Origin of the sequence: Flavivirga eckloniae (assembly GCF_002886045.1) — a bacterium.
GTDB classification, from domain to species: Bacteria; Bacteroidota; Bacteroidia; order Flavobacteriales; family Flavobacteriaceae; genus Flavivirga; species Flavivirga eckloniae.
Genome location: NZ_CP025791.1, coordinates 1,167,720 through 1,181,163 on the forward strand (window position 1 = coordinate 1,167,720; position 13,444 = coordinate 1,181,163).

Annotated in this window: 10 protein-coding genes; 7 read left to right on the forward strand and 3 right to left on the reverse strand. The window is 34.9% G+C overall.

From position 1 onward, the window contains the following. Window positions 1–12: 12 nt before the first annotated feature. The 5 genes from C1H87_RS04735 (at window position 13) to C1H87_RS04755 (ending at window position 5,702) form a co-directional block, all read left to right on the forward strand. Window positions 13–933, forward strand: a complete 921-nt coding sequence (locus C1H87_RS04735; RefSeq protein WP_102754714.1) for a DUF368 domain-containing protein — start codon at window positions 13–15, stop codon at window positions 931–933. Further along, window positions 934–1,950, forward strand: a complete 1,017-nt coding sequence (locus C1H87_RS04740; RefSeq protein WP_102754715.1) for a DUF368 domain-containing protein — start codon at window positions 934–936, stop codon at window positions 1,948–1,950. Next, window positions 1,947–2,684 (forward strand): shikimate dehydrogenase family protein, encoded by a 738-nt coding sequence (locus tag C1H87_RS04745; protein ID WP_102754716.1) that lies wholly within the window; start codon window positions 1,947–1,949, stop codon window positions 2,682–2,684. The genes C1H87_RS04740 and C1H87_RS04745 overlap by 4 nt, the downstream gene beginning before the upstream one ends. 108 nt (window positions 2,685–2,792) lie before the next feature. After that, window positions 2,793–5,057 carry a DUF349 domain-containing protein gene (locus C1H87_RS04750; protein WP_233783349.1) on the forward strand — a complete coding sequence of 755 codons (2,265 nt, stop codon included), beginning with the start codon at window positions 2,793–2,795 and terminating at the stop codon, window positions 5,055–5,057. Window positions 5,058–5,303: 246 nt separating this feature from the next. Further along, window positions 5,304–5,702, forward strand: a complete 399-nt coding sequence (locus tag C1H87_RS04755) for a polymer-forming cytoskeletal protein (protein WP_199769332.1) — start codon at window positions 5,304–5,306, stop codon at window positions 5,700–5,702. A 26-nt stretch (window positions 5,703–5,728) separates the two neighbouring features. Here the strand turns inward: C1H87_RS04755 and mazG are convergent, their stop codons facing one another. Further along, the gene (gene mazG / locus C1H87_RS04760; RefSeq protein WP_102754717.1) at window positions 5,729–6,502 is read right to left on the reverse strand and encodes a nucleoside triphosphate pyrophosphohydrolase; all 774 of its coding nucleotides are present in this window, start codon (window positions 6,500–6,502) and stop codon (window positions 5,729–5,731) included. 209 nt (window positions 6,503–6,711) lie between these two features. Here mazG and C1H87_RS23270 point away from each other — a divergent pair, with 209 nt between their 5' ends. Next, entirely contained in the window at window positions 6,712–6,864 is a 153-nt protein-coding gene (locus tag C1H87_RS23270; RefSeq protein ID WP_158655120.1) for a hypothetical protein, read from the forward strand. Between the two features lie 8 nt (window positions 6,865–6,872). Continuing rightward, window positions 6,873–7,772, forward strand: a complete 900-nt coding sequence (locus tag C1H87_RS04765) for a C1 family peptidase (protein WP_158655121.1) — start codon at window positions 6,873–6,875, stop codon at window positions 7,770–7,772. A gap of 143 nt (window positions 7,773–7,915) precedes the next feature. Here the strand turns inward: C1H87_RS04765 and C1H87_RS04770 are convergent, their stop codons facing one another. After that, window positions 7,916–10,183, reverse strand: a complete 2,268-nt coding sequence (locus C1H87_RS04770; RefSeq protein ID WP_102754719.1) for an aconitate hydratase — start codon at window positions 10,181–10,183, stop codon at window positions 7,916–7,918. Between the two features lie 253 nt (window positions 10,184–10,436). Then, window positions 10,437–13,211 (reverse strand): bifunctional aconitate hydratase 2/2-methylisocitrate dehydratase, encoded by a 2,775-nt coding sequence (locus C1H87_RS04775; RefSeq protein WP_102754720.1) that lies wholly within the window; start codon window positions 13,209–13,211, stop codon window positions 10,437–10,439. Window positions 13,212–13,444: the final 233 nt, after the last annotated feature.

Consider the following 13,444-nt stretch of genomic DNA (forward strand, 5'->3'; position numbering starts at 1 on the left):
AAAAATTAGAACATGCAAAGACGCTTAATTGATTATTTCGTTATTTCTCTAAAAGGTTTAGCTATGGGAGCAGCAGACGCCGTACCAGGGGTCTCAGGAGGTACCATTGCGTTTATATCTGGTATTTATGAAGAATTAATTTCCTCAATCAGTAATATAAACGCATCGCTTTTTAAAACACTTTTCAGTAAAGGTTTTAAGGCCTTCTGGCAACAATTAAATGGTAACTTCCTACTAGCACTGGCATCTGGCATTATAGTAAGTTTTGTTTCTTTTATGAGGCTAGCTAAGTATTTATTAGAAAATCACCCTATTTTAATTTGGTCGTTCTTTTTTGGGCTCATAGTAGCCAGTATATATTTTGTTGGAAAACAGATCACCAAATGGAGCATACCAATAATCCTGGCTTTAATTATAGGAGCCAGTATAGCGTTTTACATTACAAGACTTCCTGCTTTAGCATCGAACGAAAGCTCAATGTTTTTGTTTTTAGCAGGTTCTATTGCTATTTGCGCCATGATATTACCTGGTATTTCAGGATCTTTTATATTAATAATACTAGGCGCCTATAAAACTCTCAGTAATGCCATTCACGATGTAGATATAAAAAAGATCGCAATCTTTGCCAGTGGTGCCGTAATTGGTCTTCTTAGTTTTAGTCATGTTTTAAAGTGGCTTTTCAAACACTATCACAATATTACACTAGCATTACTTACCGGTTTTATTTTTGGATCACTGAACAAAGTATGGCCTTGGAAAAAAACCTTAACATGGCACACAAATTCCAAAGGCATAAAAACGCCTGTTTTACAAGAAAGCATTTCTCCTTTTTCTTTCGATGGCGAAAATCAACTTATGTTTTCCATAATTTTAATGATTGTTGGTTTTTTAACTATTTTTATTCTAGAAAAAATAGGTTCAAAAAAACAATAAATGGAGAGTACCAGAACACTTGCCGATAAAATTTTTCTTATTCTAAAAGGATTGGGCATGGGAGCAGCTAATAAAGTTCCCGGTGTATCTGGCGGTGTTGTTGCTTTTGTGGCTGGCTTTTACGAAGAATTTATATACTCTCTTAAAAAAGTAAACAGTAAAGCATTTAAACTATTTATAAACGGCCGGTTTAAAAGCTTTTTCAATTACATAAACGGTCGGTTTTTAGGCCTTCTCTTTTTAGGGATGGTTATTAGCTATTTTAGTATTTCTAAAGTTTTAGATTATTTAATAAAGCACTACGAGCTTTATGTTTGGAGTGTTTTCTTCGGAATGATTGTCGGCTCCATTTATTACATCAATAAAGATTTTAAAGATTGGAATTATAAAACCTACACATCCTTAGCCATTGGAATCATAGTAGGTTTAGGCATTAGCTTTTTTAACCCAGCAAAGGAAAACGATAATCTTTGGTTTGTATTCTTTTGCGGCATCATAAGCGTATCTGGCATGACACTTCCTGGGTTTTCCGGGTCTTTTATACTTATACTCCTTGGTAATTACGTATTACTACTGGTAGATTCGGTAAATGCGCTTTACGACACTTTTTATGAAATTCTAGGAGGAAATTTCACCTTTGTTAATAATACAGAACGCATAAGAATGCTTAAAGTATTAGTCGTATTTACCTTAGGGTCTATAACCGGTTTGGTTACTTTTTCGCATGCCTTAAGCTATATTTTAAAGCACTACAAGAGTATAACATTATCTGCCATTATAGGCTTTATTATTGGGTCGTTAGGGGTTGTATGGCCATGGAAAGAAACAACATATAAAAAAGCTACAGATGGCAGCTATGTATTAGATTCTACAGGCCAAAAAATAATAGAAAATTACGAGCGCTTCATACCAGAACTAAATACTGAAACTTATTACGCCATAGCATTCACGTTTTTAGGAATTATTATTGTATTGGCTTTAGAATGGTATGGACAAAAAACTAGAAAAAATAAATGAACAAATTAGGATTATTAGGCAAGGATATCTCATACTCGTTTTCGAGAACATATTTTAAAAAGAAATTCGAAAACGAAAACATAACAAATACAACCTACGAAAACTTCGATATAAAAAGCATCGATTTATTTCCTTCCATAATAAAAAACACATCAGACTTAAAAGGTTTAAACGTAACAATTCCGTACAAAGAAGTTGTTATGCCATACCTTGACAAAGTAAACAAAAAAGCAAAGGCTATTGGCGCAGTAAACACAATTAAAGTTACTAAAAAAGGGAAACTGGTAGGATACAATACAGACTGTTACGGGTTTAAAAAATCCATTGAACCTTTTTTAAAACCACACCACAAAAGCGCTTTAATTTTAGGTACAGGAGGTGCCAGTAAAGCCATAGCATATACCTTAAAAAAATTAGGCATTACGTATCAATACGTATCAAGAAAACAATCTGAAGGTATTGGTTTTACCTACGATTTGTTAACAGAAGATGCCATAAAACAACATCAAATAATTATAAATTGCACACCGCTGGGAACATTTCCTAATGTAGACGATTGCCCTGATATCCCATATCAAGCCATATCCAACCAACACATTTTATTCGACCTAATATATAATCCAGAAGAAACTAAATTCCTAAAATCTGGCAAATCGAACGGTGCTATAACAATTAATGGGTTAAATATGTTAAAATTACAAGCCGAAAAAGCTTGGTCTATATGGAATTTATAGATAAAATGCGTTTGTAATAGTTAAAACCCCTTCTTAATCTTTGTAAATACTAGACTTGTTAGTATCTTTAAAGTCGAAAGTATTTGATGAACCTTAACATTTTTCAAAATGTCTGATATTAACAAACTTCAAGAAGTAGGGGAAAGTAACGAAGATAAAACCGTAAGTCAATCTAAAAACGACTCAACGAATGACACTTCACAAGAAATAGATAACACTCAAAAAGCAGATACTGCCAATCCTGAGGAAACGATTAATGTAACTAATGAAGTTGTTGAAGAAGCCCCAAGTGAAAGTGATGAAACGCCTAATGCAAGCGAAGATGTTGGGACAGATGAAAAAACTGAAGCTTCAGTAACAGAAGAAAGTAACACTGAGGTTACAGATCAAACCGATGAAAGCTCAGCGCCTGAGGTTGAAACCCAAAAAGTAGAAACTGCTGCCACTCCAGAGGAAGTAGATAACACTTCCACCGAACCGACTAATGAAGCTCCGGATGAAGCCATTGAAAAGCCAGATACAAATGAAAATGTTGAGGCAGAGAAAAAGGATGAAACTTCTGAGGCAAAAGAAAATGATGAAGTTATTAATGAAATAGAAGAGTCTAACGCCGAAGACGCCGAAGACGAAGGTAACAAAGAGCGACACACTATAGAGGTTAAAGAGTACGATGGCATGTCGTTAGAAGCTTTAGCTATTGAGTTAGAGAAGCTTATAAAAAACGAAAAAGTACAAGCTATAAAATCTCATGTAGATAAGATAAATAATGTATTTAAAAGCAAGTTTCAAGCTCTTATAGACGAAAAAAAGGAAGAATTTTTAAATGATGGCGGCAACGAAATCGATTTCTACTACTCTTCCCCTATTCAAAAAAGGTATAAGGAAGCTTACAGAGGCTATAGAAAAAAGCTAAACGAGCATTACCAAAGTTTAGAAAAAAACCTAAAGCAAAACTTAGTTGATAAACTCGCGATTATTGAAGAATTAAAAGGCTTAATTAATCTCGAAGAGAACATAAATACCACGTACAAACACTTTAAAGAATTACAAGAACGTTGGCGTGCAACAGGACCTATTCCAAGAGACAAGTACAATAATGCCTGGAATAGTTACCACCACCATGTAGAGATATTTTACGATTTCTTACACCTAAACAGAGACTTACGCGATTTAGATTTCAAACATAACTTAGAAAAGAAGTTAATGATTATTAATCGTGCTGAAGAATTGGCTCAGGATGATAATGTAATGCGTGCTTTTAGAGAGCTGCAAGAGTTACATAAAATGTGGAAGGAAGAACTTGGACCTGTAGCTAGAGAGCACAGAGAAGAGATTTGGGAACGCTTTAAAGCTGCCACAAAAATTATTAACGATAAACGACAGGTTTACTACCAAGAAATAGATAAGGTCTACGAAAAAAATCTTGAAACTAAGCTTGAGATTATAGCTGGTATTGATGCTATTAACACACAAGAAAGCAAATCGCACAGTGCTTGGCAAAAGAAAATCAAAGAAGTTGAAGAACTACGTAATGCGTTTTTTAATGCTGGAAAAGTTCCTATAAAAGTAAACGAAAGTACATGGGCTAAATTTAAAGAGTCTGTACGTCATTTTAACAGACAAAAAAATGCGTTTTACAAAGGACTTAAAAAAGAACAGTACAAAAATCTACAGCTCAAATTAGATTTAATTAAAATAGCCGAAGATAACAAGGACAGTGAAGATTTTGAAACTATCACGCCTTTAATGAAGAAAATCCAAAGTGATTGGAAAAAAATCGGCCACGTCCCTAGAAAAGACAGTGATAAAATCTGGAAGCAATTTAAAGCAGCATGTAACTATTATTTTGATAAACTACATACCAAAAGAAATGCTGCAAGTCAAGAAAATATTGATGCCTTTAATAAAAAGAATGAGTTCTTAAATACCCTAAAAGATTTAGAATTATCAGGGTCTAAGGATGAAAATCTGGCAGCTATAAAAGAACAAATCGCAAAGTGGAGAAACATTGGAAAAGTACCTAACGACAAACGCTATATAGAAGGTAAGTTTCAAAAAGCGATTGATGGCTTGTTTGCTAGCTTAGAAATGGATAAGAACGAGGTTGAAATGATTAAGTTTGAAAACAAGCTGGATAATATCAACGAGTCTGATGTCGATCACAGAAATTTAGACAATGAACACTCCTTTATTCGTAAGAAAATAGACGAGGTAAAAAGTCAAATCAACCAGTTGGAAAACAATTTACAGTTTTTCACCAATGTTAATGACGACAACCCGCTTGTAAAGGAAGTGCATCAAAACATTAAAACTCATAAAGAAGCTCTTAAGCTTTGGGAAACCAAGCTTAAAAAAATTAAAGGGTTTTATTAATCTAGAATGCATTATAGCGTACTAAACTAGAACCATTTAGAACAGAAATTATAACTCACGATTTTGCCTAAGATCGTGAGTATCATTTACATTTTCAGATTCGAATCGATCGTAAACCTATTAAAAAACCTTCTTCATTTATCTTATTTGAAGAATATTCACTGCATACTTTTCTTTTAATTATAATGCTAGGTAATAGTAATCGGAACAATTATTGTAGTAAGCTTCATGTTCAAATCTTAAAAAATGAAAAGACTACTATTGTTAACATTGGTTCTATGCTTTGGAAATACCTTTTATGGGCAAAGTATTTATTACAAAGGAAGTAAGATTGGTAAAATTGAAAACGATGGAGATGTTTATGTAAATGGCTCCCGTGAAGGTGAGTTCGAGTCTGATGGGGATGTTTATATAGGAGGTTGTAAAATCGGTAAGATTGAAAGTGATGGTGACGTATACAAAAAAGGGGCAAAAATTGGTAAAATTGAATCTGATGGCGATGTATACATGAAAGGTTCAAAGATAGGTAAAGTTGAAAATGATGGAGATGTTTATTATAAAGGAAGTAAAATTGGTAAATGCGAAGATGGTAATCGTAAATGGACCGCAGGATTCTTCTTTTTCTTTTTCAAGGATGCTTATTAGATATATGTGAGATATTACATCAAACCTTAAAGCTTCTTAGCCTCCTCCCAAAATACATCCATTTCTGCTAAAGACATATCTTTTAAAGGCTTATTAATGGCCGTAGCCTTTTCTTCTAAGTATTGAAATCGTTTTGAGAACTTTTTATTGGTTCGTTCTAAAGCGTTTTCTGGGTTTATATTTAAAAATCTAGCATAGTTTACCATAGAAAACATAACATCTCCAAATTCGCTTTCTATAGCGTCTTGATTACCAGATTGTACCTCTGCTTTAAATTCGGCCAACTCCTCCTCTACTTTTTCCCAAACTTGATTAGGCTCTTCCCAATCGAAACCAACTCCGGCTACCTTTTCCTGAATTCTATTAGCTTTTACTAATGCAGGTAAACTTTTGGGCACACCTTCTAAAACACTTTTTTTACCTTCTTTTAGCTTTAAATTTTCCCAATTTCGTTTAACATCTTCCTCGTTCTCAACTTTTACATCGCCATAAATATGCGGGTGTCTGTTAATTAGTTTTTCGCAAATACTATTGCAAACATCGGCAATATCAAAATCGTTAGTTTCACTTCCTATTTTTGAATAAAAAACAATGTGCAACAACACATCCCCCAACTCTTTTTTTATTTCATCCAGATCGTTATCCAAGATAGCATCTCCTAACTCATAAGTTTCTTCAATAGTCAAATGACGAAGCGTTTCCATGGTTTGTTTTTTATCCCATGGGCATTGCTCACGAAGTTCATCCATTATGGTTAACAGTCTATCGAAGGCTTTAAGTTGGTCTTGTCTGGAATTCATTTTAGAAATTTTTGTAAAAATACAATTTTGACAGCCTTAAATTGATAATAATTTATTCAAAAGCAATTAACAAATAATTTGTCCCCAAAAATTTAGTAGGAGCATTAAATACATTGTTTGATGTTGTAAGAAAAATACATTAACTTCGTTTAACAACCGATAAAGGTCATTAAAAACGACTTATATTTTTGCATCATGGGGAATTAAAAATGGAAGAAGATATTGAAAAAGTATTAGAAGAGAATAAGCTTTTAAAGAGTAAGCTCAAAGATTATGAAACTCTTGAGGAGGAGTTGATGGCTAAAAGAGTATTTGAAAAAGCTAAAAAAAACTTGTTCAATGGTACACAATTGGAGGAATAACCTTGTTTGTGATAGGGCTATTTGGAATTAAATCAGTTATTGACTATTCAAAAGAAATTGCTCAAAAGAGACTTAACGAAATTACAGAAGAACAGCTAAATCAGCTTTTACGGAATGAAACAGAAAACCAAGTAGCCACTCTTTTAAACTCAAAACAATCGATAATTGAAAGCCAATTAGAGGTATATACTAGACAGAAAATTTCCGAAATTAATATCTCAACATCCCCAATTTCTGGATCAAGAAATACAATTTTAGACACTACAGTTGTTAGCGATATAAAAAGTAATGTTGATCATTCTAGCGATTATGGAATTGTTAAAGATCAAGGTTCAGAAGGTTCAACAGTAGCATTTGCGGTTACATCAGCCATAGAATTTTTATACTTAAAAAAGCAATCACTTAAGATAGATTTGAGTCCTAGATACTTATACAATAATATTAATAATGGACAGGATTATGGTGCTACTTTCGTTGATGCTTTTAATTTTTCTATAAAAACGGGAATTATAGAAAGTAGGTTTTGGGAATATAAGCCAGGGGAATATAAGCTAAAACCTCCCTCAGAGTCAAAAGATAAAAGACATTTTAAAATAAAATATTTCAGAAGAACTTCTAGTTCTATAGAAGAAACCAAGAATCTTCTAAATATAAATAAGGCTATTGTGTCAGGTTTGATTATTTATCAATCAAATTACAATAATAAGAATGGACTAATGACTTACCCGAAAGTTGATGAACAACCTATGGGTGGACATGCTATTTGCTTGGTAGGATATGATGATAATAAACAACTTATCAAGTTTAAAAATTCATGGGGTAAAAATTGGGGTGATAATGGATATGGATATATAAGTTATGCAGATTTTGAAAAACTAGTAAAAGAATCATACTTAATCGAAATATAAAATCACTGGCAGCCTTACTTCTAATAAAAAAGCAAAATAACACTCGTTTAAACAAGCCACTAGCCAAGAGTTTAGACTGAGAATAAAAAAGACCTGTCAGGTTTTAAAAACCTGACAGGTCTCTACAAAAACTTAAACCTTAATTAAGCGTTTTGTTTCTTAATCAAATTCAATGCAGAACCTTCTTTAAACCATTCTATCTGAGAATCGTTGTACGTATGGTTCAATTTAATTTCATTTTTACTACCGTCTGCATGTACAACTTCTAATGTTAGTTGCTTGCCGGGAGCAAATGCATTTAAATCTAGGAAGTTAAAGGTATCGTCTTCTTGAATTAAGTCGTAATCTGTCTCATTAGCAAATGTTAACCCTAACATCCCTTGCTTTTTAAGGTTTGTTTCATGAATTCGGGCAAACGACTTTACGATTACAGCTGCTACACCCAAGTGCCTTGGTTGCATGGCGGCGTGCTCGCGAGAAGATCCTTCTCCATAGTTATGATCACCAACAACAATCGTTTTTATGCCTTCCTTTTTATATGCTCTTTGCACATCTGGTACGCCTCCGTAATCGCCTGTCAATTGGTTTTTAACAAAGTTTGTTTTTTGGTTAAAGGCATTTACTGCTCCAATCAACGTATTGTTAGCTATATTATCTAAATGACCACGGAAACGTAACCAAGGTCCCGCCATAGAAATATGGTCTGTAGTACACTTACCAAATGCTTTAATTAATAGTTTAGCACCAGTAATAGTATCTCCAAGAGGTACAAAAGGTGTTAATAATTGTAAGCGCTCCGAATCGTCTTTTACAACCACATTAACTCCGCTACCATCTTCAACTGGTTCTAAATAGCCATTATCTTTTACATCAAAACCTTTTGGAGGTAATTCCCATCCTGTTGGTTCATCTAACATCACCTCTTCTCCATTTTCGTTGATAAGCTTATCTGTTAATGGATTAAAATCCAAACGTCCAGCAATAGCTATCGCGGCTGTTAATTCAGGTGAAGCAACAAATGCATGTGTATTTGGATTACCATCCGCACGTTTAGCAAAGTTTCTGTTAAACGAATGCACTATGCTGTTTTTAGGTGCATTTTTTGGATCGCTATATCTAGCCCATTGCCCTATACATGGCCCACAGGCATTCGTAAATATTTTGGCTTCTAATTTTTCGAATACTTCTAAAATACCATCGCGCTCTGCAGTAAAACGTACTTGCTCTGAGCCCGGATTAATACCAAACTCAGCTTTTGTTTTTAAGCCTTTATCTAAAGCTTGTTGGGCAATTGATGATGCGCGCGACAAATCTTCGTAAGATGAATTGGTACAAGACCCTATTAAGCCCCATTCTACTTTTAATGGCCATTCATTTTCAGTTGCTTTTTTGGTCATATCTGAACCAACCTGAGTAGATAAATCTGGAGTAAATGGTCCGTTTAAAAGTGGCCCAAGTTCAGATAAATTTATATCAATAACCTGATCAAAATACTGTTCTGGATTCGCGTATACTTCGTCATCTGCAGTTAGATAATCTCTAACTTCATTAGCAGCATTAGCCACATCTGCTCTGTCTGTAGCTCGTAAATAACGATCCATAGATTCATCATAGCCAAACGTAGATGTGGTCGCACCAATCTCTGCGCCCATGTTACATATAGTTCCTTTACCTGTACACGACATTGCTATTGCTCCCGGACCAAAATATTCAACTATTGCCCCGGTTCCTCCCTTTACAGTAAGAATTTCGGCTACTTTTAAAATCACGTCTTTCGGAGCTGTCCAACCAGATAGTTTTCCTGTTAATCGTACACCAATTAATTTAGGGAATTTTAACTCCCAAGCCATACCTGCCATAACATCTACGGCATCGGCTCCACCAACACCAATAGCAACCATTCCTAGTCCGCCAGCATTTACGGTATGTGAATCTGTACCAATCATCATCCCTCCAGGGAATGCATAATTTTCTAATACCACCTGATGGATAATACCGGCTCCTGGTTTCCAGAAACCTATACCATATTTATCAGAAACGGACTCTAAGAAGTTAAAAACTTCACTACTAACATTGTTAGCGTGTTTTAAATCTACAGCCGCTCCTACCTTTGCTTGAATTAAGTGATCGCAATGCACCGTTGTTGGCACTGCGACTTTAGATTTTCCAGCTTGCATAAATTGCAATAAAGCCATTTGCGCCGTAGCATCCTGACATGCAATTCTATCTGGTGCAAAATCCACATAATCTTTTCCTCTTTCAAAGGCCTTGGTAGGTGTACCATCCCAGAGGTGATTGTACAATATTTTTTCAGAAAGTGTTAGTGGTCGTCCAACAATTTCTCGGGCAGCATCTACGCGGTCTTTCATTTTAGCGTAAACCCCTTTTATCATATCAATATCAAATGCCATAAAAGTGTATTATTATTTTTGCTTAAGTGCTCCACCAAGATACAAAATATGTACACGATTGAAAAACAGAAAATCGCTCCTGCATAAACGTAAAAAAGGCTGTCTAAAAAGTTTTTTAATTGTCATTTTGAGCGCAGTCGAAAAATCTCAATACCCTAATAAACAAATGTTTAATTTTTAAGAGATTCTTCACTATGTTCTGAATGACACTTTTTAGACAGCCTCCTTCTTTTTATAATGGTTTAACTTTAAATTACATTACTAACTGTTTCTGCGATGGCTTGAATTTAGTTAATACGATGCCTTCAACAGCCTTTTCATATTCTTCCATAGTAGGTGTTCTACCTAATATTGTAGACAACACTACTACTGGTGTTGATGATAATAAGGACTCTCCCTTTTTCTCTCCAGAATCTTTAACAACCCTTCCCTGGAATAAACGTGTAGATGTAGCCATTACAGTATCACCTGGTTCAGCTTTTTCTTGGTTACCCATACATAAGTTACATCCTGGACGCTCTAGGTACAGCATGTTTTCATATTTAGTACGTGCTAATCCTTTTGGAGCATTATCATCAAATTCAAAACCTGAGTATTTTTGTAACACTTCCCAATCGCCTTCTTCTTTTAACTCGTCAACAATATTATATGTCGGTGGTGCAACTACCAATGGTGCGTTAAACTCAACTTTACCCTGTTGCGCCTCAATGTTCTTTAACATTTGAGCTAAAATTTTCATATCGCCTTTGTGAACCATACAAGATCCTACAAATCCTAAATCTACTTGTTTAGTGCCTCCATAATAAGATAATGGTCTAATGGTATCGTGGGTATAACGCTTAGAAACATCTTCGTTGTTTACATCTGGATCCGCAATCATTGGTTCTGCAATCTCATCCAAATCTATCACAACCTCTGCATAGTACTCAGCATTAGCGTCTGGTCTTAAAGCTGGTTTAATTCCGGTTTTCACCTCTTGAATTCTCGTATTAGCTTTATCAACTAAGCCTTGCAACACCTGCTTATCGTTATCCATGCCTTTTTTAATCATGATTTCGATACGATCTCTAGCAATCTCTAACGATTCGATTAGCGTTTCGTCTTCCGAAATACAGATAGATGCTTTCGCCTTCATTTCTGCCGTCCAATCTGTAAATGTAAAGGCTTGATCTGAGGTTAAAGTACCAATATGTACCTCAATAACTCTTCCTTGGAATACGTTTTCACCAGCATACTGCTTTAGCATTTGTTGTTGTGTAGCGTGAACCACATCACGGAAGTCCATGTAACTTCTCATATTTCCTTTAAACGTTACTTTTACAGACTGTGGAATTGGCATAGTAGCCTCACCAGTTGCCAAGGCTAAGGCTACTGTTCCTGAATCTGCTCCAAAAGCAACTCCTTTAGACATACGTGTGTGAGAATCTCCACCAATAATGATATCCCAATCTCCTACTGTAATATCATTTAATACTTTATGAATGACATCGGTCATAGCATGGTATGCTCCTTTTGGATCACGTGCTGTAATTAACCCGAAGTCGTTCATAAACTTCATTAACTTTGGAATATTAGCTTTAGACTTATCATCCCAAACAGACGCTGTATGACACCCAGACTGGTAAGCACCATCTACAATTGGAGAAATAATTGTGGCAGCCATCATCTCTAATTCCTGCGACGTCATTAATCCTGTAGTATCTTGAGACCCTACAATATTTACTTCAACACGAACATCTGAACCGGCATGTAATGTTTTACCTGGGGTACTTCCCACAGCATTCTTATTGAATATTTTTTCTACTGCTGTTAAGCCTTGTCCTTCAATAGAAATCTCTTTTGAAGTAGCATACACTTGAGGCACATCAATTCCTAATGTTTTAGCCGCAAATGTTTGTAATTTTTTACCGAAAACAACTGCATAAGATCCACCTGCTTTAATGAACTCCATTTTTTGTGGCGTTAATGCCGCAGAAATATCCTTTAATTCTTGGTCTCCGTTATAAAGTTTCTTTGTCTTTGTATTAATGGTAAGAACGGTTCCTGTTTCAACAGAATATTCTTGTTTTAAAATTGGTTCTCCATCTTCGTCAACAATAGTATTTCCTTCGGCATCTTTTTGCTTTACCCAGTTTTTTAAATCGATACCGATACCTCCTGTTACGCCAACAGTGGTTAAAAAGATTGGAGAAATTCCATTTGTTCCTGCAATTACTGGCGCAATGTTTATGAATGGTACGTAAGGACTTGATTCAACGCCTGTCCATAAAGCTACGTTATTTACACCAGACATTCTTGAAGACCCTACTCCCATGGTTCCTTTTTCTGCAACCAACATAACACGTTTATCTGGATGTTGTTCTTTAAGCGCTAAAAGCTCTTTTTGCATGTCTTTATTGTGCTCGAAAATAGACTGACCATGTAATTCTCTATCTGATCTGGAGTGTGCATCTGCACCTGGCGATAATAAATCTGTAGAAATATCACCTACTCCTGCAATGAAAGTTACTATTTGAATTTCTTCTTCAACCTCTGGTAACTTTGTAAAGAATTCCGCTTTAGCGTAACTTTCAATAACTTCTTTAGCTATAGGGCTTCCTGCTTTCATCGCACTTTCTAACCTTTCCGTATCAGCTTCGTATAAAAACACCTGCGTCTTCAATACTTTAGCAGCTTCTTCTGCAATTGCTGCATCATCTCCCAAAGCTAAATCAAGAAGTACCCCGATAGATGGTCCACCTTTCATATGAGATAATTGCTCAAATGCAAAGGTTGGTGTGATTTCTTTAACTACCGATTCACCAAGAATAATTTCCTTTAAAAATTTTGCCTTTACTCCAGCAGCACTTGTGGTTCCTGGCAAGGTATTATAAATAAAGAATTTAAGAGAATCTTCACGGTGCGCATTATTGGTATCTTTTATTTGCGTGATAATCTCGCTTAATAATTCAGCACCATCAATTGGCTTAGGGTGTAACCCTTGAGCTTTTCTTTCTTCAATTTCCTTAACGTAATCGTTGTAGTTCATAAAAAGTTATTTCAATGTTAAACTAGCTTGACAACAATCTTATGAGAGGAATAGCTTCGACACCTTAATATTATAAGTGTATTTTCCTGTCATCATATCGATGTCAATGCCATAGATATTTTTTAGTTTTTGTTTTTTTACAAAGTCATGCAAATTACAAAATAAACTATGCATTTCAATATCCAGTAATACTAATTTATTATAGTAGCATTTTTAATTATTATGATTTGTGT

Bases quoted from the DNA above. Each gene is read 5' to 3' on its own strand.
- C1H87_RS04735 (WP_102754714.1), top strand. From the start codon at position 13: ATGCAAAGACGCTTAATTGATTATTTCGTTATTTCTCTAAAAGGTTTA.
- C1H87_RS04740 (WP_102754715.1), top strand. From the start codon at position 934: ATGGAGAGTACCAGAACACTTGCCGATAAAATTTTTCTTATTCTAAAA.
- C1H87_RS04745 (WP_102754716.1), top strand. From the start codon at position 1,947: ATGAACAAATTAGGATTATTAGGCAAGGATATCTCATACTCGTTTTCG.
- C1H87_RS04750 (WP_233783349.1), top strand. From the start codon at position 2,793: ATGTCTGATATTAACAAACTTCAAGAAGTAGGGGAAAGTAACGAAGAT.
- C1H87_RS04755 (WP_199769332.1), top strand. From the start codon at position 5,304: ATGAAAAGACTACTATTGTTAACATTGGTTCTATGCTTTGGAAATACC.
- mazG (WP_102754717.1), bottom strand. From the start codon at position 6,502: ATGAATTCCAGACAAGACCAACTTAAAGCCTTCGATAGACTGTTAACC.
- C1H87_RS23270 (WP_158655120.1), top strand. From the start codon at position 6,712: ATGGAAGAAGATATTGAAAAAGTATTAGAAGAGAATAAGCTTTTAAAG.
- C1H87_RS04770 (WP_102754719.1), bottom strand. From the start codon at position 10,183: ATGGCATTTGATATTGATATGATAAAAGGGGTTTACGCTAAAATGAAA.
- C1H87_RS04775 (WP_102754720.1), bottom strand. From the start codon at position 13,211: ATGAACTACAACGATTACGTTAAGGAAATTGAAGAAAGAAAAGCTCAA.